Genomic DNA, 21601 nt, shown 5'->3' on the forward strand with positions numbered 1-21601 from the left:
TAGAAAGAAGGAATATTATGGAATCCTCAATCAATACAACAAAAACAAGCTACGATATTTGGGCGCAAGAACTAGAAGGAAATTATCCTGAAACAGTAGTTATGAGACGTCATTTACACCAATACCCGGAACCGTCTTTTGAAGAAAAAGAAACAGCTGCTTATATTGTTGAACAATTAAAATCTTTTGGAATTACGGATATTAAAGAAGGTGTGGGTAACGGGTATGGGATCGTAGCTAAAATTGAAGGAGAAAATCCAGGACCGACGATTGCTTTTCGAGCTGATTTCGATGCGTTGCGCATTCAAGAAGAAAATACGGTCGATTACAAATCAAAAAATCCAGGAGTCATGCATGCTTGCGGGCATGATTCGCATACGGCAACGTTATTGAGTGTAGCAAAAGTATTAGCCAATCACACGGAAGAATTAAATGGAAATGTCGTGTTGATCCATCAAAATGCGGAAGAAGTTCTACCAGGCGGGGCGAAGAGCATGGTAGAGGCTGGTGCTTTGGAAGGAGTAGATTATGTCTTTGGGCAACATGTACAATCTTTGCTTGCTGCTGGAAAAGTGGGCTACATGAATGGCTACGCTATGGCAGCTGCCGACTTCTTTAATATTCACGTTCAGGGAAAAGGAGGTCATGGGGCTCACCCTCAAGATACCGTAGACTCTGTCATCATTGCTGTGAAAATTATTGAAGCTCTACAAACACTTGTGAGTCGAGCCATCAATCCGCTTCATCCAGCAGTTGTAACAGTGTCTACTGTACTTGCGGGAGGAGAAGCCAATAACATTATTGCTGATTCTGCCATGATTAGAGGAACTGTTCGTACTTATCATGATGAAGCAAGAGATACCATTCAACAGGAAATGGAGCTGATGGCCAAAAATATTGCGGAAATGTACCATGGAACTAGTGAACTGACGTATACAAGAGGGTATGATGCTGTTTACAATCATCCTAAAGAGACAGCAAGATTCGTGAACACTATGAAAGCAAAATTTGGTGATAGTGAAGTGGTCGAGCGTGAGCCTTCCATGGGAGGAGAGGACTTCGGCTACTTTTCAAAAGTCAGACCAGGAACCTTTTTTAATGTTGGAGGCGGTAATCCTGACATAGAAGCCACTTATCCACATCACCACAAGCGATTCAATATTGATGAAGTCGCGATGCTTCGAGCGGGGAAAGCATTTTTAGCCATTGCTGAGGATTATTTGGTGAACAATCCTGCTGATTGAGAGAATAACGACTTGGAAAGATCCGCAGAAGCTGTTACTAAGCTTAGTGGATCTTTTTTGGAGAATGACAACACTTTACTATACGGTTTGATTGTCTAGCTATTTTAATTGAATAGGTTGTATATCGAGAGAATAGTAGATTATTTATCCAAATAATGTATAAATAATCTGGAATATAATTTTTTTATTGACACAGGTGATAATTTTATTGTATTATATTCTTGTTGCTGAAATTCAGCACTTAATTCATGGAGGGGTAGCGAAGTGGCTAAACGCGGCGGACTGTAAATCCGCTCCTTCGGGTTCGGCAGTTCGAATCTGCCCCCCTCCATCATTTATGGGCTGTAGCCAAGCGGTAAGGCAAGGGACTTTGACTCCCTCATGCGTTGGTTCGAATCCAGCTAGCCCAGTTGTAAATAAAACTATGTGTGGTTTTGATGGCAAGAAGGACACACCTGTTCCCATGCCGAACACAGCAGTTAAGCTTCTTAGCGCCAAAGGTAGTGAAGGGTTTCCCTTTGTGAGATTAGGACGAAGCCATGCTAGTTTAATTTATGAGTCATTAGCTCAGTTGGTAGAGCATCTGACTTTTAATCAGAGGGTCGCAGGTTCGAATCCTGCATGACTCATTATAATAAGATGAAACTATCGATCAGAGAATCTGCTGATCGATAGTTTTTTTGCGTATTGGTAAAATAATTTTTTTCGAAGTGAGCAGCTAATTTGAAAGTGCGGGAATAAGAACCGTTTGGCTATTAGCGCAACGTTTTCTGAATCTTTTATTTCAAAAGACAAAGTAAAATATTTTTGTGTGCCTTTATGGATAAAGTTTTGGATAATAAGGGATGCAAATTTCTTTTTCGTGACAGTTTAATAGAAGAATGATTTATTTGGGTACGAAAAGGCTGTCGGATCATTTTATTATTGTTGTATCCGCTATAAGTCCTCCTTTGCTGGAGTAAAGATGAATGAGAAAAAGATCTCAGGCTGTGCAATGAAATAGCGTCATTCAAACTAATCTGTGATATAATATGGACTGAGTGACAATTTTACCATTTTGGAGGTGTCCACATGTCAATAGATTGGTCACTACTTTTTACATGGCGCTCGTTTATCAATTTGATAGATATTCTGATTGTAGCATTTTTCATTTATCAGCTCATTATTGTAGTAAGAGGAACAAGAGCTGTTCAATTATTAAAAGGAATTTCCATTATTGTACTTATAAAAGTGGGAAGTTATTTCTTCCAACTGCAAACGGTAGAATGGATTGTGGATTTAGTGATTCAGTGGGCTGTATTGGCTTTGATCATTATTTTCCAGCCTGAAATGCGCAGAGGTTTAGAGCATCTAGGAAGAGGTTCTTTATTCAATCGTAGGAAAAAGAAAAAAGACCCTAGCGAAGAACTTGTATCAAGTATACTAAAGTCTGTTCAGTACATGAGTAAACGTCGTATCGGTGCGTTGATGGCGATTGAAATGGAAACAGGGTTAGAAGAATATATCAACACGGGTATTCCTTTAAGCGCTGATATTTCCGGAGAGCTACTAATCAATATCTTTATTCCAAATACCCCGTTGCATGACGGAGCAGTTATTATTCAAGATTTTGAGATTGCTTCAGCAGCCAGCTATTTGCCGCTATCAGAAAGTTCCTTGATCTCTAAAGAATTGGGTACTCGTCATAGAGCGGCCATTGGATTGAGTGAAGTATCTGATGCCTTGACTGTCATCGTTTCAGAAGAAACAGGTGGGGTAAGTATTACACAAAACGGCAACCTGTACCGTGACTTATCAAAAGAAGATTTTGAGGTATTCTTAACAAAAGCCTTAGTAACGAATGATGAAGAACAAACAAGCAACCCTATTCAAACTTTCTTTAATAGTTTTAAAAAGGGGGCTTCTAAAAAATGATTGAAAAAGTAACGAATTCTCCTTGGTTCCTACGGATTGTAGCACTAGCATTTGCGATATTATTGTTTGCGTATGTAAATAATGAAAACAACAGACAGTTTAGTACAAACAATCGATCAGGAGGAGCTACGGTAAATAGTTCTGAAATGATCACCGATTTGCCTGTTATTGTGAATATTGATCAAGAAAAGTATTTTGTAACAGGTGTACCTGAATCAGTGTCTATTTTGTTAGAAGGATCTACTGCGATCTTATTAAACACATTGACTACTGAAAGTTTTGATATTGTAACACCCGATTTAAATGAATTAGGTGAGGGAACTTTCACGATAGAGTTGATACCATCTGGCTTATCTGATGAACTGGAATACACGCTTTATCCTTCAGAGGTGACGATCAATATCGAAGAACGTGCCAGCGATAACTATGATGTATCTGTTTTATTTGATGAGGAATCTTTAGCAAGAGGATATGAAGCTGGGACTCCAATTGTGGATACAGAGACAGTTCTTGTTGAAGGAGCAGCTTCTACATTAGAACAGATCGCAAATGTCCAAGTCAGACTTTCAGAGGAAGAAAACATCAATTCCGACATCAGTGAAACACTGCCGGTTATTGTGACAGATGCTGAGGGAAATCAACTAGATGTTGAAGTGACACCTAGTGAAGTCAATGTAACGATTCCAGTCTCTTCAAATAATAAGGACTTGCCTATGTCACTAATCCAAACCGGTACGCCCGTAGAAGGTTATACGTATGAGCTGGAATTTGCTGAAGGCACGGAAACGATAGCAAACCTTGTGGCGGAAGACAGTGTTTTGGAGGCCTTAACAGATCTGGAAGTACCCGTGGATATTACAGGCATAACTGAGACGTCTACTGTAGAAATCGCAGTACCTATACCGAATAATGCGACATCAGTGTTGCCGGAGACGATAGAAGTAGATGTTACGGTAACTGTTGATGAAGAAGCAGGGAATTCTGATCCGATTGATGAACCAGATCCGCCAACGAATGAGACTTCAGGTTCTACATCCGAAAGTAGTGCTGAATCTGAAAACAGTGCCGAGAGCAGTGCAGAGTCTGAAAGCAGTGAAACTACGGAAAGCTCCGGCAGCTCAGAAAGTTCAGCATCTTCTGATCAAAGTACAGAAGAGAGTACAGAAGAAGACAACAGTGAATAACGAAAAAAGTGTTTGAGTGAATAGTGATTAAAATGATGATTCAATACAAAAATAAGCAATCGATTCAATTACTGAAAAGGAGCTTTTGAAAAATGGGAAAATATTTTGGAACTGATGGAGTAAGAGGGGTTGCAAACTCAGAACTTACACCAGAACTAGCATTTAAACTTGGAAGATACGGTGGCTATGTGCTATCACAACATACAGAGGGAGACGAACAACCTCGTGTTTTGGTGGGTAGAGATACACGCATGTCCGGACAATTATTGGAGTATGCATTGATTTCTGGGTTGATGTCTGTAGGAATCGAAGTTCTTAAGCTAGGCGTTATCAGTACGCCGGGAGTAGCTTATTTAACAAGAGTACAAGGAGCAGCAGCTGGAGTAATGATCTCAGCGTCTCATAATCCGGCTCCAGATAATGGTATCAAATTCTTTGGTTCAGATGGATTCAAATTATCAGATGATCAAGAAGATGAAATTGAAGTATTTTTAGACCAAGATGAAGACGAACTACCACGTCCAAGCGCAGCAGGACTGGGAAGTGTTGAAGATTACAAAGAAGGTTCTCAAAAGTACACACAATTCTTACAACAAACCATTGCAGGTGATTTGAATGGATTGCAAGTTTGTCTAGATGGAGCAAATGGCGCTACAAGCCCATTGATCAATCGTTTGTTTGCTGATTTAGAAACTGAATTTGACGTTATGGGTATTTCTCCCAATGGACTGAATATCAATGACGGAGTAGGGTCCACACACCCTCAAAAATTAGCTGAAATGGTTGTCGAAAAAGGTGCAGATGCTGGCTTAGCATTTGACGGCGATGGCGACCGGATTATTGCTGTAGACGAATTAGGAAATATTGTTGATGGCGATAAAATCATGTATATTTGCGGTAAACACATGAAAGACAAAGGTCATTTGAAAAAAGATACAATTGTTTCAACAGTCATGAGTAATTTAGGATTCCACAAAGCTGTGGAATCTGCTGGAATGAAAGCCTTGAAAACTAAGGTTGGAGACCGCTATGTAGTAGAAGAAATGCGTAAAAACGACTACAATTTAGGTGGAGAACAATCAGGACATATGGTATTCTTAGATTACCATACAACGGGTGATGGCTTACTTTCTGCGGTTCAATTATTGAACGTTATGAAAGAAACCGGAAAAAAATTATCTGAATTGGCTGAAGAAGTTACAGAGTATCCTCAAAAGCTGGTAAATATAAGAGTCAGCGATAAAAATGGCGCTATGGAAGTTCCAGCTATCAAGAAAGCTATTGAAGAAGTAGAAGCTGAAATGGCAGGCAATGGGCGCGTATTGGTTCGTCCGAGCGGAACAGAACCCTTATTGCGTGTAATGGCTGAAGCACCGTCTGAAGAAAAAGTAAACAACTATGTTGATCGTATCGCAGCGGTTGTTAGAGAAGAAATTGGTTTAGACTAAGCTAAACAGAAAGAGCAGAAATCCGCGTAATGGGGTTTCTGCTCTTTCTGTTATAGGAAAGGATGTAGTAGAATGAATCAATCAGAACGTAAAGTAGTATTGAATATTGCTTGCAGTTTGGACGGATATATCGCTACTGAAGAAGAAAGCCTGGATTGGCTTTTTAAGATAGAAGGGCAAGAGGAAGCAAACAAAGGAATAGCAGAGTTTGACCAGACAGTAGACACCGTTATTATGGGCAGAAGAACGTTTGACTGGGTAATGAAAGAAACGAAAGGCGAGAATCCATATAAAGATAAAATGACGTATGTGTATTCTTACACAGCCAACGAGTCGTTTGAAAATGTTCATTATACAAAAGAAGAACCAAAGCGCCTAATTGAAGTCATGAAGAGCCAAAAAGGAAAAAATATTTGGTTAATGGGCGGCGGAGTAGTCATCCGTGATTTTTTAGAAGCGGATTTAGTAGATGAATTAATTATTACAATCGCACCTGTACTGTTAGGTGAGGGAATATCTTTATTTAACAATGGGAATTATCATTCAGAGTGGACGTTAAAAAGAACACGCCAGATGGGCCAATTTGCTGAATTAAATTTAACAAGAAAATAAAAGGACCTCACTGATTAAAGAAAGCGACTTTCATTTTTTAATCAATCTGATGAACAAATCTATGGCAAAAAGCAGAAGACAAGTTTAACTGTCTTCTGCTTTTTTACTATAGAACCGTTGCTTGTTATTTATTGTCAAAACGTTCGGGATTCCATCCTGTACGCTCGTTTTTGTTTAAGGCATTGATTTTATGCATATCTTCTTCAGTTAGTTCGAAATCAAAAATAGCTGCATTTTGTTGAATGCGTTCTTGATGAACGGACTTAGGTATCGTTACCACGCCGATTTGCATATCCCAACGTAAAATGATTTGGGCTACTGTTTTGTTGTATTTATCTGCAATTTCTTTGAGGTCCTGGTTGTCTAAGATTTTACCGCTGCCTAGTGGAGAATAAGCTTCCACTACAATATCATTTTCGGCGCAATATGTGCGCAAAGATTCTTGGTTTAATAGCGGATGCAATTCGATTTGGTTCACCATAGGCTTGATGCGAGCGGTACGCATTAATTTTTCAAAATGGTGCTTGTGGAAGTTACATACACCAATGGCGCGTATCTTTTTGCTTTCGTATAATTCTTCCATAGCTTTCCAAGTATCATTAAATGAATCAGCTACCGGCCAATGGATCAAATACAAATCAATGTAATCCAAACCTAATTTATTCAAACTGGTTTCAAAAGCTTCTAATGTAGTTTCATATCCTTGATCTGAATTGGCTACTTTAGTAGTAACGAAAATGTCCTCTCGTTTTACGCCCGCTTCTTTGATGGCTTGGCCTACACCTGTTTCATTACCATACCCAGCAGCGGTATCTATCATAATGTAACCTGTGTCTAAAGCCGTTTTTACAGATTGGACAACCTCTTGACCATCCTCAACTTGCCACACTCCTAAACCTAATCTGGGCATTTCTACCCCATTTGCTAGTGTTACAGTTTCTTTGATATTCACATGACTAACCTCCTGAGAAAGAATAAGTTAAGTATATACTTCTTTGAGTAAAAAAAGTATATACTTCTGCTTTTTTATTGAAAATAAAATTTGAGCTAGAACGCCTTGTTCCACTCTCTTAGACGAGTTGCACAAGGCAACTCTCACTACCAAAATAGAAACGACGAAAGTTAGGTAAAGTGAACACCTAACTTTCGTCGTTTCTATTTTGTCCGGAGAGCTAAACGCCTTGTTCCACTCTCTTATTCTTAGTGTGTTTCGAACCAGTTTAGAACAGCTTTCAATCGTTGGATTCTTAAATTTGGTAGTCCATTGCGTGACAACCCATGGCTGGATTTAGGGAAGGTCATGAATTGAGTATCGACGTCTTGACGTTTCATGGCGACATAGAATTGTTCGCCTTGTTCTTTTGGACAACGCAGATCTTCGTCACTGTGCATCACTAAAATAGGTGTTTTAGCTTTATGTGCATGAGCTAGAGGAGACATTTCCCATAATTTTTCCACATCATCTAATTCATGCTGCAATTGGAATTTGACAAAGAAGGGCCCAATGTCGCTGGTTCCATAGAAGCTGATCCAGTTAGAAATGGAGCGTTGGGTCACGGCTGCTTTGAAACGGTCGGTATGTCCAACGATCCAGTTGGTCATAAAACCACCGTAACTTCCTCCAGCTACATAAACTTCCTCTTGATTGATCTCTGGATGGACATCCAGCACAGCGTCTGTTCCCAGCATCAAGTCTTCAAAATCTTTATTCCCATAATCGCCTAAAATAGAAGCCACAAATTGCTGTCCATAGCCATTTCCGCCACGAGGATTTAACATAATGACTCCATATCCTTTAGCAGCCAGTGTTTGCATTTCATGGAAGAATGTTTCACCATAACTCACTTGAGGTCCACCGTGAATGTATAAAACAGCTGGATGAGAAGCTGCTTTTTCTAAAGGAGCTAAGTACCAACCTTGAATATCCCAATCATCAGCACCTTTGTACCAAAACATTTCAGGCTCCACAATGGTGTGTTCTTTTTCAAAGGATTCATTTGGGTTGTATACAGCTTCGAGATTGCCTGTTTCTAGATCAATGAATCCTAATCCGCTTGGTTTAGTGGTGGTAGAATAGGTTACTACTATTGTTTGGCTATTTGGAATCAAACTTCCATCCGTTAAATGCATCGGCTCGTCAAAAAGAGTCGAAGTTTCTGCTGACCGGTTTCCTTTGTACAGCTTGATTTTACCGTGTTCAGTAGTTGAAAACAGGTATTCTTCCTCGTTCAGCCAAATAGGATCGATACCAGCAGCTTGTTGTTGAAAATCACCAACTAGTACATCGCCAATCTCAATATCTTGTTTGGCTGTTAGACAGGTCAATTGATGTGAAATAAGGTCGTATCCATATAATTTATTCTGTGTGACAAAAGCATATTCAAAATCATTTCCGACTAATAGCAGGTAATCCTCTTTTGGTGACATCGCTCCGAAACCAAAACTGCCTTGAGGAATGGATGTAGTCAATGAATGACTTTCTTTTGTAGCTATATCGTACCAATAGACGGTTGCTCCATAATCCCATTCATCATCTGGATCTAATTCATCGGCATAAATCAGATAACTTTCATCTTTAGCGACATAATTCAAAGCGAAACTTTCTTTTCTTGTCAGAATAGTATGGCTGTTTTTAGTAGCTATATCGACCTTTTTGACATGGTATTGCTGATTTTCCGGCAATAATCCAGCACCATCTAGTTTATAGGTCAAGTTGGTGATGATGGTAGCCTCTGGTAATTTATCCGATTCTTCCTTTTTGCTGTCCTTTTTATCTCCGCTCAATTCCTCTTCTAATTCTAGTTCAGCAGAAGTTTGATAATAGATACTTGAACCAGTACTAGACCAATAATAAGTTGAAACCCCTTCTTTTTCTTCCGTCAATTGAATAGGGCTTCCACCATCTAAAGGCATGACCATAAGTTGCATCTTTTTATCTGTGGTTCCGTTAGATAAGTAAGACAACCATTTGTTATTCGGAGAAATTTTGATAGCCGCATTCACTGAACCAGTATCTCCCCAGTTTAGTCGTTGTTTCGTTAAATGATTTAAACTTTTGATCCCAGTTCGGTATAGATTTTCTTTTTTATCGATTTGTGTCTCCAAATAAAAAATAGTATCCTTCCAAACGACAGGTTGAGAGACATTTTTCAACTCAAATAAACTTTCCGTAGTGATTTTTTTCATCTTTATCCTCCTATATGTAATAAAAGAAGTATTGAATTAAAATCTCAATATATTCTAATGATTATCTTAGTGTATTATCATTATTATCCTTCTTCTAGTTCTATATTTCAAGAGGAAATCTAATGAGTAGTTAAATTATCCTATTGGCTAATGCGACAATAAAATGATAAATTAATGTCAAACAACTTGGAGTCTTTTTAGAATTTTTTTGAAATATAAGATACTTGTTGGACAAATTAAGGGAGGAAAGTTGAAATGAGTATTGTAGAAATTAAAGGACTAACCAAAAAGTTTGGGAAATTTATAGCGTTGAATAATATTGACTTGATCATGAACGAAGGCGAAATTTACGGATTTATTGGACCAAACGGGGCTGGAAAATCTACGACTATCCGTGTGTTATTAGGACTATTGAAGCCTACTGAAGGACAAGTAACTATCTTTGGAAAAGATGCTTGGCGCGATTCAGTCGAGATACATAAACGGATTGCCTATGTGCCAGGAGATGCCAATTTATGGCCCAATTTGACTGGAGGACAAGTAATTGATTTGTTCTTGAAGATGCGTGGGAGGGAAATTAATCCAACTAAACGAGATAGATTAATCCAACACTTTGACTTGGACCCCTCTAAAAAATGCCGCACCTATTCAAAAGGAAATCGCCAAAAAATTGCTCTTATTTCTGCTTTTGCATCAGATGCAGATTTATATATTTTAGATGAACCTACTTCTGGACTAGATCCATTAATGGAACGCATCTTTCAAGAATACGTTTTAGAAGCTAAGGAGCAAGGAAAAAGTGTCTTACTATCAAGTCATATCTTATCTGAAGTAGAAACATTATGCGACCGAGTCGCTATTATTCGGGAAGGTGAAATGATAGAAAAAGGCACTTTAACCGAATTACGTCATCTTACACGTACGAAATTTACAGTTGAAACAGCAAAAGAATTGACAGGGTTAACTGAACTGAAAGGCATCCATGATGTGTATCAAAATGAAACGGGTTGGCATTTCCAAGTAGATACAGAACAAATGGCAGAGACAATAGAGTACATCAGTAATTTTGGTGTCTTAAAGTTAGAAAGTACTGCACCAACACTAGAAGATTTATTTATGCGTCATTATGAAGGGGAATCTTCCGCACAAGAACTTAAAGGTGGAGGTGTTCATTAATGGGAAAGCAGTTGTTTAAAGAAACCCGAAAGATAACAAAATTGCTGCTGCGCCAGAATCAATTCAAAATTTTTCTTTGGTTAATAGGGGTGGTAGGGATTACATTAACTGTAGCGAATGTGTATCCTACAGTTTATGTAACTCAAGAAGACATTATGGGATTTGCTTTAACTATGGAGAATCCGGCAATGAATGCAATGTTAGGTCCTAATTATGCTATAGAGGATTACAATATTGGGGCGGTTTTTGCAAATGAGATGTTATTATTTACAGTTATTGCTGTTGGTGTCATGAATATTTTATTGGTCAGTTCTAGTACACGAGATGACGAAGAAGAAGGACGCTTAGAAATGGTTCGAGCTTTGCCAGTTGGCCGTTTAGCATACTTAACTGCTTCTGGAATAATGATTGCTATTGTGGATGGGATTCTCTTTCTTTTAACGGCTGTTGGGTTAGGCTTTGTTTCTGCATCAGGAATGATCTGGGAAGCTTCTTTTCTCTATGGTACTTTATTAGGAGTAACTGGTCTATTCTTTGCTGCTTTGACAGCATTATGTGCCCAATTAGCAGAAACTTCTAAAGGAGCAACCGCTTTGTCATTAGGCGTTTTAATTGCAGCATACGTTATTCGCGCAATTGGAGATGTAAATAGTGAAGGGTTAGCTTTGCTTTCTCCACTAGGTTGGGTTGTTCGTACAGAAGTTTTCGTGAATAACAACTGGTGGCCAATAGGAGCTTTGTTGTCTAGCACAATAGTACTGCTAATAGCAGCTCTCTACTTGAATCTAAAAAGAGATATCAATACAGGATTGCTTCCTGATCGCAAAGGTAAAGTACATGCATCTAGATTTTTAAAAACACCTATTGGTTTAACATGGCATTTAGAAAAAACGAATTTAATTGCTTGGACGGTAGTCTTGTTTTTGTTAAGTGCAGCTTTCGGTGCCATATTAGGAGAGTTAGAAGTCTATTTTTCAGATATGGATATTATTCAAGCTTACTTTTCTGAAGAATCGGGGATTTCTTTAACAGAACAGTTTATAGCGTTACTGATAAGTATTATGTCTGTCTTTACCGCAGTACCAGTTATGTCGATTATTTTGAAACTAAAAAAAGAAGAAAAACAGGGCCGTGTAGAAAATTATTACAGTCGTGCAGTATCGCGGAATACAATCTTATCTAGTTACTATATGATTTCATTGGTCTCTGTAATTGTGATGCAAGTTATGACAGGGCTAGGGTTGTATTTAACGGCGAATCAAGTTTTAGAAGAAGGTCTTGAATTGAGTATGATTATGAAAACCACACTTGTCTATGTACCAGCAATTTGGCTTGTCATAGGACTGGCTACACTGTTGGTCGGTGTTTTCCCAAAAGGAGGCAGTTTGGCTTGGTTCTATATTATATTTTCGTTCATTGTGATTTATATAGGCGATTTAGTTGATTTTCCAGATTGGGTGATTAATTTTTCAGCTTTTACTCATGTTCCTCAAATTCCAATTGAAGAGATGGATTGGAAAGCTTTAAGTAGTTTAAGTGGTATTGCAGTTGTATTAACTCTAATTGGACTTATAGGATATAACAAACGAGATATTCAAAACCAATGATCCATTTGCTCAAATAGGAGTGAGAGAGAAAGACAACCAATTCTCCAACTTAGAATAAACAATCAACTGTGTTCAATTAATAGAAAGTGAACTTTTTGTTTGTGATGAGAATGCCTTAGAGTACTGGTATTTTTTAAGTGAGATATGCACCAGACAAGCATCACTTGGTGAAATGCAGTTGATCTATAATTAGGATGAATTCTTGATTGGTATAACTATAGAACCTCATCATTGTCAGGAAAGGCACACTTTTAAAATAGACTCATAACGAACAGCAATATTTTTTCTTTGGTTAATATCGACGATGTGGATGTTAACTGGATTTAAACGATATAAAAAAGCGAGAAGCCACTTACAAAGTGGTCTCTCGCTTTTTGCTTCCTAGAAGCTTTGTTCCGTTCTTCTCTCTAGTCATTTCGTCTGCCGCCTCCGAATAGGAGAACGAGTCTTAGAACTTGCAAGAAAGAGGCGACTGCAGCAGCAACATATGTTAAGGCTGCGGCACGTAGAACATGTCTGGCTTGGTCTAATTCCTCAGGAGTTAAAATTTGTTGGCTGTCTAATATGGCGATAGCGCGATTTGATGCATCAAATTCAACGGGTAAAGTAACCAATTGGAATACTAAAGTCAACGAGAAAAATAGGATCCCAATATTGATCAGTGATTGATTTCCGCCGAAGATAACTCCTGCTAGAATCAATGGGAATGAGATTCCTTGACCAAAGTTGGCTACAGGAACCAAAGTACTTCTTAATTTAAGTGGAAAATAACTTACCTGGTCTTGAATAGCATGACCAGTCTCATGAGCGGCTACACCGATCGCTGCTACAGAAGTTGAGTTGTAAGTAGCATCTGATAAACGCAAAATATTGTTTTGAGAATCGTAATGGTCGGTCAAGTCGCCTTGAACACGATCTAAGGCCACGTCTTGTAAACCTGCATTATCTAAAATATTTCGAGAAACTTCCCATGCAGTAAGTCCTCTGGAATTTCCTATATCTGAATATTTATTGTACGTGCTGCGCACATAACTGCTTGCAATACCGGAAATCACTAATCCAATGAGAATAAAAATCATCGTTGGGTCCCAAAAAAAGTAAAATGGCATAATATTCTCCTTTCATTCCAATCATTCTGTCTTATTATATGTTTATCTTACCATGAAAAGTATAAAAGTAAATTTAACAAAAAGAATAAAGTCTTAAATACAGACTCACTGATAGACAGTATACCAGTCATATGTGAAACTTTTGTAACGTCAATTTGAAATATTAAATTTTTTTAAAAAAAGGCCGATAAGATAAACAACTAGATGTTAAAAAAACTCTTTAACTCAGAAGATAAAGCTGCTGAGTTAAAGAGAGAAATTGTATCGGTTTAAACATAAAATAGAATGGAGAGAAACATTAACCCGGTTCCTAATAAAACAAACAGGTGCCATACTACATGCATGTACTTAACATTTCGTAAACTGTAAAAAATCGTTCCAATGATATAAGCGGCTCCACCAGCAACCAATAAATACAAACCGTTTGTTCCCAGGCCTTCATATAAAGGTTTAAACGTAAAGACACAGAGCAATCCCATTCCAATATAAACTAGGGTAGAAACATTTGGGAATTTTTCCACAGCCACGCTCTTGAAAATGATACCAGATAGAGCAATGACCCAAACGATACTAAACATTGTCCATCCTAAAGTTCCGCCGATGGTTACTAAGTAATAAGGGGTATACGTTCCTGCGATCAACACATAAATACTGCTGTGGTCAAATATTTTGAATAACCTTCTGACACGGGTAAAACTCAAACTATGATACAAGGTAGAACATAAATACAACAGAATGAGACTTGATCCATAAACAATGTAAGAGGCAAGTTCTATTGTGGAACCACTTTGAGAACCTTTCATAAGTAACAATACCAGACCAGCTATGCTCAACAAGACTCCGATTCCATGAGTAACCGCATTTAAAACCTCATTGCGAATCAAGTATTTTTTTGTAAATGTGGGTGTCTTGACCAAAGTAAATAACCTCCTTAAGAAAAATAAAACGGTACAAGAACTACGATAACCTGTCATGAACTTAATTATAGTAAAATAGTTGTACTCGTTCAACAAATTCATTTTAACACACGGTTATAGATGTGTCACTATCTAGTTATCGAAACTAGATAAAAATTTTAGCAGGATATTGTTTTTTGTTTCTTTGAATACGTAGTAAACTAAAGATACTTTAAAGATAACGAAAGCAATGGTAAAGCGAGCAACAAAAATAACGAAAATACTCATCGAACAATGTCAGCACCGTTCTAAAGTATTTTCGTTTCCGGGGGTATATTCATAAGAAATGCTCTACTTTCTATATTTTAAGTAATGTAACAGCCTTATAAATTTACATTAAGGCATATCTGTCTTAGGATGCAAGAATGCCCATCACTTTTCCGAACGAACAACAATTTTTGAATATTCATAAGGTATAAATCATTTAACGTTAAATCGTTTTTTCTTAAAATTTTTTCTAAAGGAATATCTACTTCTCCATCAGCGTTTAAAATAAAGTCTTCCTGATCGATCTCTAATTCAATTTCAGCATCGCATTTGATTAAGACATAGGCATACCGGACATTTATTTTGTTTTTTACTGTATCCATGACCATTCACTCCTTTAGTACATAAAGGCAACTTTGTTCTTCACATTTGAACTTAGCTGTTTTTAAAGATTTAAATATTGTCATATAAGACAAGAAATAACCAATGGATCACAAAAAATACAAAAGAGGAGTAGATTAGGATAAAGGGTTCGAATACAATTCGTGAGGGTTGTAGGTTCACAAATGACAGAAACTCCTCTTTTGCATTTATTTATTCGACTGACTAGAATAGGGCTGGAAGTAATGCGTATGTTCCATAAACAACAGGAGGAGCGCCAACGGTAACAAGAACACCTAAGATATTAAAGAAATTCTTTTTGATAAATTTTTTCATCAATACCACCTAGCCTTTCTTAAGATAAATTTAGTGTACTACAAAAAAATGAAAAAAGTATATATGTGTCATATAAAGGAAAGTGAGGAACAAGTCTATGGAAAAAAATTATGGCCAAGTACTAAGACGAATGCGCGAAGAAAAAGGGTACTCCTTACGACAAGTTTCTAATGGGATCTTATCGACTTCTTTTTTATCCAAGTTCGAACGCGGCGAATCGAATATTTCGCTGAGTCATTTTGTTAACGTTATTGAACGAATGAACATTTCTCTAGATGAATTTATTTTTTCTGCCAATGAGTATAAACCCAATGAATTGGATAGTTTAATGTCTGAAATTGCGTCAGCCTATCAACGCAACAATACATCAAAATTAAAAATGATCACCAATAAAGAGTATCAAAAATGGGAAGAGTACGGTTTAGATGCCTATCTGTGCAATTCCATTATGGCAGAAGCAAAAATGTTGAATTTACAAAGAAAAGAAATCGACAAGAAAAAAAGGGAGTACTTAGCGAATTACTTATTCAATGTAGAATTGTGGGGAAATTATGAATTGGTGATTTATGCCAATGCTTTGACTGTTTTCCCGCCTGAAACCGTTATTGCGCTTTCTAAAGAAGTGGTTAAAAAGACCTCTATGTATAAATTAGTGAATAAAAATTTCGTGCAGACATTAGGGATTCTGATCAATACAACGATTGTCTGTTTAGAATCAAACCTGCTTAATGATGCTTTGTATTTTATTTTAACGTTGGAGAATATGCACATGGCTGAAAATTTATTTTATGAACGTACTCTTCTGGTTTTCTTTAAAGGAATTTATGAAATTAAAAAAGGCAACATAGAAGCTGGAGAAGAGCTCTCTCGAAAAGCCATCACGACAATGTATACGATTGGTTCAGAGGATTTAGCTATTAGCTACGAAGAATATTTAGAAAGTATGCTGATCCTTCAAATCAAAGAAACACCTATTTAAAAATAAACAACACTTAAATTCCACTATATGACAAAATTCGGTTTAGTAGTGCTTTAAATAATATGGTATCATGTGAGTGAATCAAGAATAAGGATTTTTATTTTGAAAAGAGAATAATTAAGGAGAACGTATCATGTTGTGGATGTGGATATTTGTAGGTATTTTACTCGTGGCTATTGCCGCACTAGTGTATTTTAACGAAGGTGGGCCGGCAACAATCGAGATCTTTGTAATGATTGGTTTATTTGTATTGTTTATGGTGTTGGATTTATGGCAGATCAGTGCAGTTATTGTGCTGGTTTGGGGATATCGTCAATATTTAAAAAACAAACGAAAAAATAAATGACTTAAAAAGAGCCTAGTGAAGACTAGTACAGCTGTATTTAGAGTTGGCTTATAGGACGCGAAAAAGCAGAAGAAAAGATAATTTATTCTTCTGCTTTTTATTTCGGCTTTGTTTCAACCTTTTTTAACAAGGATGAATCATTTAGGAAGAAAAAATATTTCCGCTAATGGGTAGAGAAATAAAGCATGGGGGTTAAAATAAGAAAGATGTTGTCGCCTATTTAAAACGGTGCAACATCTTTTTTTAATGAAAAGATGATAAAATAATTAGGTTAAACTCATTTTTAAAACAGCTACATAAAAGGGTTTTGAAGGTTTTAAATTAAAATAAGACTAAAATGATGTTAGAAAACATAACATTAGATGTTATGTTCTAATTGATTTCTAATAAACCTGTATCTATAATTTGGTTTTAAGTAAAAAAACTTTAAACCGTACAAAAACTATGGACTAAAAGTTTTTTCAAAAGGAGATGAGCAGAATTGATTCAGTTACAGAATGTAAACAAATATTTTGGTGACCACCATGTATTAAAAGACATTAATTTAGAGGTGGCAGAAGGAGAAAAAATCGTCATTATAGGACCTTCTGGGTCTGGTAAAAGTACAACTGTCAGATGCATGAATTTTCTTGAAGAACCCACATCAGGAGAAGTTTTTATTGAAGGATACCAAGTAAATGCAAGAAATAAACTAGAAGTTGTGCGGAATTCATCGGCAATGGTTTTTCAACAGTTCAACCTCTATCCGCATATGACAGTGTTAGAAAATCTGACAATTGGTCCGATAAAATTGCAAAAAAAATCAAAAAAAGAAGCAGAAGAGACAGCTTATCGGTATCTAGATATCGTAGGGTTAAGAGAAAAAGCGCTGGTTTACCCTTCAACACTATCTGGTGGACAGCAACAAAGAGTCGCAATTGCCAGAGCACTTTGCTCAGAAAAAAAGATTATTTTATTCGATGAACCAACTTCTGCTTTAGATCCTGAAACGGTACAAGAAGTATTAGATGTCATGATCCAGTTATCGAATATGAATATCACGATGGTCGTGGTGACGCACGAGATAGGATTTGCTAAACAAGTCGCAGATCGTGTTATCTTTATGGACGAGGGGACTATTCTTGAAGTAGGATCGCCGGAGCATTTCTTTGAAAATCCGACTCATGAACGAACGAAAGCATTTTTAAGCAAAATTTTACGATAAAAATAGAGATTTATTTAGGGGGAAAAAGAGATGAAAAAAAGAAATTTATTTGCGACAGTAATGTTATCTAGTTTATTATTTTTAGGAGCCTGCTCGTCAGAAGAAGGTTCTGCAACGGAAGCTGCAAATGGATCTGATCAAGTAACGATTGAATCGATCAAGGAAGCTGGCGTTTTAAAAGTAGGGGTCAAAGAAGATGTTCCGAATTTTGGTTTGAAGAATACGGAAACTGGGGAGACAGAAGGATTTGAAATCGATATTGCTAAGAAAATAGCGGAAGATATCCTTGGTGATCCAGATGCTATTGAATTGACACCTGTTACGGCTAAGACACGTGGTCCATTGTTGGACAATGGAGAAGTTGACATGATCATCGCCACTTTTACGGTGACTGAAGAACGGAAAGAAACCTATAACTTTACAGATGCTTATTATGAAGATGCAGTTGGTTTGCTGGTCAAAAAAGATAAGAACTACGAAGGTTTGAAAGATATGGATGGAGCGACTATCGGTGTATCTCAAAGTTCTACTACAGCAGATGCCATCAAAGCAGAAGCTGAACCATATGATATCACATTGGACTTTTCCGAATATGCCACTTATCCGGAAATCAAAGCGGCACTAGACTCAGGCCGCGTAGATGCGTTCAGTGTGGACAGATCTATTTTGGCTGGTTACTTGGATGATTCTACGGAGGTTTTGCCAGATCGTTTTGCGACTCAAGACTATGGAATCGCTACTAAGAAAACAAACACAGAATTAGCAGAGCACACAAATGAGTTAATCACTACATGGGGAGAAAATGGTACTCTTGATGGATTGGTTTCAGAGTGGGGACTGAATGAATAATGAACAGCACAAATCCATTCGCTCTTTGGAGATGGGAGGCTCTTTTTCAAAATATCGATAATCTTGGAGCTGGTTTTTTTAGGACACTTCAAGTAGCCATCTTAGCATTAATAGTATCGTTGATCGTAGGTATGTTCGTTGGGATCTTATCCACAGCCCAAAACTGGGTTCCGCGTTCCATTGCTCGAGTGTATGTGGAGATCTTTCAAAATATTCCGCTTGTGATCCAAATTTTCTTCATGTATAACGGGTTAGCCATGGCGGGTATAGTGTTGAGTGAATTTACTATAGGGGTAGTAGGTGTTGGGCTGTATCATGGGGCATATGTAGGAGAAGTAGTTCGTGCAGGTATTTTATCGATGCCTAAGGGCCAACATGAGGCAGCTTATTCTCAAGGATTTAACTACGCACAAACGATGCGTTACATTATCTTGCCGCAAATGGTGAAAAGCATTTTGCCACCATTAACGAATCAAGCGGTCAATCTCATTAAAAATACATCCGTGTTAGCGATCATTGCTGGAGCAGACTTGATGTATGCGGCTGATTCTTATGCTGCTTCTTCCTTAAATTACGGACCGGCATATGTCTTAGCCGGGTTATTGTACTTCTTACTTTGTTTCCCGCTGGCCACATTCTCAAGGAAATATGAAGAGAAGCTGAAAAAGAATGATGCCATAGTGGTGGATGTTCCGGAGGTGATGGAATGATCGAATCTATAAGAACTGTCTTTACCCAACCTAATGTCTTATTTTTATTAAATGGCTTAAAAACATCTTTACTGATTTCTTTAGCAGTCGTGATCCTTTCCATCCTATTCGGGACCCTTTTAGGGTTGGTTAGAAATTACGAAAAGAAATTTTTTGGCAAATTAGCCGGTTTTTATATTGAATTGTTTCGCAATACGCCGTTGCTTTTATGGATGCTGGGTTGTGCATTTCTGATTCCGGGAAGTACAATTTTAGTGAAAGGTTCTCTAGCTTTATTTTTGTATACAGCTGCAGTAGTAGCTGAAATTGTACGTGGAGGATTAAATTCGATACCAGAAGGCCAATTTGAAGCCGCTCATTCTCAAGGGTTTTCTTTTTTTCAATCCTTAATGTATATTATTCTGCCTCAAACGTTCAAAAAAATTATTCCTTCTTTGTTGTCACAAGTGATAACAACCATTAAGGATACTTCTTTCCTTGCTGGTTTAGGAATAATGGAATTTACTCGAAGCGGACAAGTTATTTTAGGAAAAGCCACAAAAACTTCTGAAGTCTTTTTGATTTATGGTTTTTTAGCTTTAGTGTACTTTATGATCTGTTTCTTGCTTTCTATTTTAGTAAGGAATTGGCACAATAGAAATTCTGAAAATGTGTAGCAGTTGTTCAAAAAGTTGAAGACCTTATATGAGTTAACGTTCAGTTGTTGATAAATTAAACAAGAACGAAACGATTTTTTATTCTGTTTGCCTAAAAAGCACTCTACCGTTGTATAGTAGAGTGCTTTTGGTTATTTCGCAGGATTCGTATAATCAAATTGATTGACGATTTCTGTTAAAGATTGGTTTAAAGTAATTGCAGGACGACCCATAAGTTTTTGCAGATCCTCACTTTCAACGTCTAAATCGCCATGGCGAATCGATTGTTGGATCTCTACAGAAAATTCAGCCATGATATCGGGGGTTCCATTAGCGATCAGAACTTCTTGATAAGTACGGTCATTTACATTCCGTACAATCACTCGACGCCCCAATATATTGGTTAATTCTCTAGCCATATCTGCATAACTGGAAGGCTTTCCAGAAAGTTCATAAATTTTATTTTCATGTCCTGATGAGGATAATACAGCTGCAGCAGCCTCTGCATAATCCACGCGTGGTACCCATCCAACACGGCCATCTTCAGCAGATGTCAGAACAGGACCACCTTCTAATACATTTTTAACGGTTCCAATTTCATTTTCGATGTACCAATTGTTTCGTAAAAAGGTAAACGGAATACCACTGTCTCGAATGAGTTGTTCTGTCTGGCGGTGAACTTCAGCAACTGGCAAAGTGCTTTCTTGTGGTTTTGAAATACTCGTATAGACGATCGATCCTACTCCGCATTTCTCAGCAGCATAAATCGCGTTAGAATGTTGACGAATTCGGGTTTCATCATCTCCTTGAGAAGAAATCAGCAGCAATTTATCGATTCCTGAGAAAGCTCGTTCCAAAGAAGCTGGATCTTCATAATCTGCTTGTCGAACATCCACGCCTTCTTCTTTTAGGCCGGCAGCTTTTTCTGGATCTCTGGCAGAAATCACTAAGTCTTCTACAGATGCTCTTTCCAGCAAAGCCTCCATTACTTTAACACCCAGCATACCGGTTGCTCCCGTAACTAAAATTTTCATTTCCATCCCTCCAAAAGAAATCCGATTTCTTATTTTAATTATACGCAGAATCAAGAAAAAAGAGAAATCTAAAGCCGTCAAAAAAAGCCCAATGCATCGAGCATCGAGCTTTACTATGAATTGGGAAAGATTAGTTCAATTTAACCGCTGTTCCACTGCATGTTACCATGATCATTCCGTTGTCGGCGCCTAATGTTTCATAGTCCATCTTTACACCGATAACTGCATCCGCTCCCATTTCCGTGGCACGATTTGCCATTTCATCTAGAGCATTTTCACGTGCTTGCAGGATTTCGTCTTCATATCCTTGTGAACGTCCACCGAAAAAGTTGCGCATTCCTGCACCCAAGTCTTTTAAAAAATTGATTCCAGAGATAACTTCGCCAAAAACGATTCCTTCGTATGAAGCAATCGTTCTGCCTTCCACATTACCAGTTGTTGTGATGATCATTTAAATCCCTCCAAAAAAATGTAATGGTATACA

General features: G+C 37.6%; 20 protein-coding genes, 3 tRNA genes and 1 rRNA gene. 17 read left to right on the forward strand and 7 right to left on the reverse strand.

Annotated features, from left to right (window positions below; all coding sequences use genetic code 11):
* The first annotated feature begins 17 nt into the window (after positions 1–17).
* The 9 genes from ACEN36_RS01620 to ACEN36_RS01660 all read left to right on the forward strand — a co-directional run bounded on the left by ACEN36_RS01620 (position 18) and on the right by ACEN36_RS01660 (position 6402).
* Positions 18–1244: a M20 family metallopeptidase gene (locus ACEN36_RS01620; protein WP_407102554.1), complete on the forward strand. Its 1227-nt coding sequence runs from the start codon at positions 18–20 to the stop codon at positions 1242–1244.
* A gap of 250 nt (positions 1245–1494) precedes the next feature.
* Positions 1495–1575: transfer RNA gene (locus tag ACEN36_RS01625), tRNA-Tyr, on the forward strand.
* 7 nt (positions 1576–1582) lie between these two features.
* Positions 1583–1654, forward strand: a tRNA-Gln gene (locus ACEN36_RS01630).
* A gap of 17 nt (positions 1655–1671) precedes the next feature.
* Positions 1672–1787 (forward strand): 5S ribosomal RNA (gene rrf, locus ACEN36_RS01635).
* Positions 1788–1800: 13 nt separating this feature from the next.
* Positions 1801–1873 (forward strand) — tRNA-Lys (locus ACEN36_RS01640).
* Positions 1874–2315: 442 nt separating this feature from the next.
* Positions 2316–3158 (forward strand): diadenylate cyclase CdaA, encoded by an 843-nt coding sequence (cdaA, locus tag ACEN36_RS01645; RefSeq protein ID WP_407102553.1) that lies wholly within the window; start codon positions 2316–2318, stop codon positions 3156–3158.
* Positions 3155–4342: a YbbR-like domain-containing protein gene (locus tag ACEN36_RS01650; RefSeq protein ID WP_407095789.1), complete on the forward strand. Its 1188-nt coding sequence runs from the start codon at positions 3155–3157 to the stop codon at positions 4340–4342. The genes cdaA and ACEN36_RS01650 overlap by 4 nt, the downstream gene beginning before the upstream one ends.
* Before the next feature lie 92 nt (positions 4343–4434).
* Positions 4435–5790, forward strand: coding sequence for a phosphoglucosamine mutase (glmM, locus tag ACEN36_RS01655; RefSeq protein WP_407095790.1), 1356 nt, complete (start codon positions 4435–4437; stop codon positions 5788–5790).
* Between the two features lie 72 nt (positions 5791–5862).
* On the forward strand, positions 5863–6402 hold the full coding sequence (locus ACEN36_RS01660) for a dihydrofolate reductase family protein (RefSeq protein WP_407095791.1): 540 nt from the start codon (positions 5863–5865) through the stop codon (positions 6400–6402).
* A 124-nt stretch (positions 6403–6526) separates the two neighbouring features.
* Here ACEN36_RS01660 and ACEN36_RS01665 read toward each other — a convergent pair whose 3' ends face one another.
* Together ACEN36_RS01665 and ACEN36_RS01670 are read right to left on the reverse strand one after the other, a co-directional pair.
* Positions 6527–7354, reverse strand: a complete 828-nt coding sequence (locus ACEN36_RS01665) for an aldo/keto reductase (protein WP_407095792.1) — start codon at positions 7352–7354, stop codon at positions 6527–6529.
* A gap of 248 nt (positions 7355–7602) precedes the next feature.
* The gene (locus ACEN36_RS01670) at positions 7603–9588 is read right to left on the reverse strand and encodes a S9 family peptidase (RefSeq protein ID WP_407125799.1); all 1986 of its coding nucleotides are present in this window, start codon (positions 9586–9588) and stop codon (positions 7603–7605) included.
* Between the two features lie 255 nt (positions 9589–9843).
* Here ACEN36_RS01670 and ACEN36_RS01675 point away from each other — a divergent pair, with 255 nt between their 5' ends.
* A complete protein-coding gene (locus ACEN36_RS01675) occupies positions 9844–10764 on the forward strand; it encodes an ATP-binding cassette domain-containing protein (RefSeq protein WP_407095794.1) in 921 nt (306 codons plus the stop codon).
* Positions 10764–12371 (forward strand): ABC transporter permease, encoded by a 1608-nt coding sequence (locus ACEN36_RS01680; protein WP_407095795.1) that lies wholly within the window; start codon positions 10764–10766, stop codon positions 12369–12371. The genes ACEN36_RS01675 and ACEN36_RS01680 overlap by 1 nt, the downstream gene beginning before the upstream one ends.
* 407 nt (positions 12372–12778) lie before the next feature.
* On the opposite strand, the gene ACEN36_RS01685 is transcribed toward ACEN36_RS01680, so the two are convergent.
* The 3 genes from ACEN36_RS01685 to ACEN36_RS01695 form a co-directional block, all read right to left on the reverse strand.
* Entirely contained in the window at positions 12779–13480 is a 702-nt protein-coding gene (locus ACEN36_RS01685) for a zinc metallopeptidase (protein ID WP_407095796.1), read from the reverse strand.
* 269 nt (positions 13481–13749) lie between these two features.
* Positions 13750–14454 (reverse strand): hemolysin III family protein, encoded by a 705-nt coding sequence (locus tag ACEN36_RS01690; protein WP_407095797.1) that lies wholly within the window; start codon positions 14452–14454, stop codon positions 13750–13752.
* 305 nt (positions 14455–14759) lie between these two features.
* Positions 14760–15026, reverse strand: a complete 267-nt coding sequence (locus ACEN36_RS01695) for a hypothetical protein (RefSeq protein WP_407095798.1) — start codon at positions 15024–15026, stop codon at positions 14760–14762.
* Between the two features lie 431 nt (positions 15027–15457).
* Here ACEN36_RS01695 and ACEN36_RS01700 point away from each other — a divergent pair, with 431 nt between their 5' ends.
* The 6 genes from ACEN36_RS01700 to ACEN36_RS01725 all read left to right on the forward strand — a co-directional run bounded on the left by ACEN36_RS01700 (position 15458) and on the right by ACEN36_RS01725 (position 20104).
* A complete protein-coding gene (locus tag ACEN36_RS01700; RefSeq protein WP_407095799.1) occupies positions 15458–16339 on the forward strand; it encodes a helix-turn-helix domain-containing protein in 882 nt (293 codons plus the stop codon).
* Between the two features lie 133 nt (positions 16340–16472).
* Positions 16473–16685, forward strand: a complete 213-nt coding sequence (locus tag ACEN36_RS01705) for a hypothetical protein (protein WP_407095800.1) — start codon at positions 16473–16475, stop codon at positions 16683–16685.
* Positions 16686–17166: 481 nt separating this feature from the next.
* Complete coding sequence (locus tag ACEN36_RS01710) at positions 17167–17889, forward strand: amino acid ABC transporter ATP-binding protein (RefSeq protein ID WP_407095801.1); 723 nt, start codon at positions 17167–17169, stop codon at positions 17887–17889.
* Positions 17890–17919: 30 nt separating this feature from the next.
* Entirely contained in the window at positions 17920–18738 is an 819-nt protein-coding gene (locus tag ACEN36_RS01715; RefSeq protein ID WP_407095802.1) for a transporter substrate-binding domain-containing protein, read from the forward strand.
* Entirely contained in the window at positions 18738–19448 is a 711-nt protein-coding gene (locus ACEN36_RS01720; protein WP_407095803.1) for an amino acid ABC transporter permease, read from the forward strand. The genes ACEN36_RS01715 and ACEN36_RS01720 overlap by 1 nt, the downstream gene beginning before the upstream one ends.
* A complete protein-coding gene (locus ACEN36_RS01725) occupies positions 19445–20104 on the forward strand; it encodes an amino acid ABC transporter permease (protein ID WP_407095804.1) in 660 nt (219 codons plus the stop codon). The genes ACEN36_RS01720 and ACEN36_RS01725 overlap by 4 nt, the downstream gene beginning before the upstream one ends.
* A 131-nt stretch (positions 20105–20235) precedes the next feature.
* Here ACEN36_RS01725 and ACEN36_RS01730 read toward each other — a convergent pair whose 3' ends face one another.
* Both ACEN36_RS01730 and ACEN36_RS01735 read right to left on the reverse strand, forming a co-directional pair.
* Positions 20236–21117, reverse strand: coding sequence for an SDR family oxidoreductase (locus ACEN36_RS01730; protein WP_407095805.1), 882 nt, complete (start codon positions 21115–21117; stop codon positions 20236–20238).
* Positions 21118–21247: 130 nt separating this feature from the next.
* Entirely contained in the window at positions 21248–21568 is a 321-nt protein-coding gene (locus ACEN36_RS01735; RefSeq protein ID WP_407095806.1) for a putative heavy metal-binding protein, read from the reverse strand.
* Between the last annotated feature and the right edge of the window lie 33 nt (positions 21569–21601).

Source organism: Desemzia sp. FAM 23989, from assembly GCF_045528345.1.
Lineage (GTDB): Bacteria > Bacillota > Bacilli > Lactobacillales > Carnobacteriaceae > Desemzia.

Excerpts from the sequence above, each read along its gene's own strand:
- ACEN36_RS01705 (WP_407095800.1), top strand. The coding sequence starts at position 16,473 with ATGTTGTGGATGTGGATATTTGTAGGTATTTTACTCGTGGCTATTGCC.
- ACEN36_RS01690 (WP_407095797.1), bottom strand. The coding sequence starts at position 14,454 with ATGACAGGTTATCGTAGTTCTTGTACCGTTTTATTTTTCTTAAGGAGG.
- ACEN36_RS01680 (WP_407095795.1), top strand. The coding sequence starts at position 10,764 with ATGGGAAAGCAGTTGTTTAAAGAAACCCGAAAGATAACAAAATTGCTG.
- ACEN36_RS01715 (WP_407095802.1), top strand. The coding sequence starts at position 17,920 with ATGAAAAAAAGAAATTTATTTGCGACAGTAATGTTATCTAGTTTATTA.
- ACEN36_RS01650 (WP_407095789.1), top strand. The coding sequence starts at position 3,155 with ATGATTGAAAAAGTAACGAATTCTCCTTGGTTCCTACGGATTGTAGCA.
- ACEN36_RS01675 (WP_407095794.1), top strand. The coding sequence starts at position 9,844 with ATGAGTATTGTAGAAATTAAAGGACTAACCAAAAAGTTTGGGAAATTT.
- ACEN36_RS01670 (WP_407125799.1), bottom strand. The coding sequence starts at position 9,588 with ATGAAAAAAATCACTACGGAAAGTTTATTTGAGTTGAAAAATGTCTCT.
- ACEN36_RS01725 (WP_407095804.1), top strand. The coding sequence starts at position 19,445 with ATGATCGAATCTATAAGAACTGTCTTTACCCAACCTAATGTCTTATTT.
- ACEN36_RS01735 (WP_407095806.1), bottom strand. The coding sequence starts at position 21,568 with ATGATCATCACAACAACTGGTAATGTGGAAGGCAGAACGATTGCTTCA.
- ACEN36_RS01660 (WP_407095791.1), top strand. The coding sequence starts at position 5,863 with ATGAATCAATCAGAACGTAAAGTAGTATTGAATATTGCTTGCAGTTTG.
- ACEN36_RS01695 (WP_407095798.1), bottom strand. The coding sequence starts at position 15,026 with ATGGATACAGTAAAAAACAAAATAAATGTCCGGTATGCCTATGTCTTA.
- cdaA (WP_407102553.1), top strand. The coding sequence starts at position 2,316 with ATGTCAATAGATTGGTCACTACTTTTTACATGGCGCTCGTTTATCAAT.
- ACEN36_RS01620 (WP_407102554.1), top strand. The coding sequence starts at position 18 with ATGGAATCCTCAATCAATACAACAAAAACAAGCTACGATATTTGGGCG.
- ACEN36_RS01720 (WP_407095803.1), top strand. The coding sequence starts at position 18,738 with ATGAACAGCACAAATCCATTCGCTCTTTGGAGATGGGAGGCTCTTTTT.
- ACEN36_RS01730 (WP_407095805.1), bottom strand. The coding sequence starts at position 21,117 with ATGAAAATTTTAGTTACGGGAGCAACCGGTATGCTGGGTGTTAAAGTA.
- glmM (WP_407095790.1), top strand. The coding sequence starts at position 4,435 with ATGGGAAAATATTTTGGAACTGATGGAGTAAGAGGGGTTGCAAACTCA.
- ACEN36_RS01685 (WP_407095796.1), bottom strand. The coding sequence starts at position 13,480 with ATGCCATTTTACTTTTTTTGGGACCCAACGATGATTTTTATTCTCATT.
- ACEN36_RS01700 (WP_407095799.1), top strand. The coding sequence starts at position 15,458 with ATGGAAAAAAATTATGGCCAAGTACTAAGACGAATGCGCGAAGAAAAA.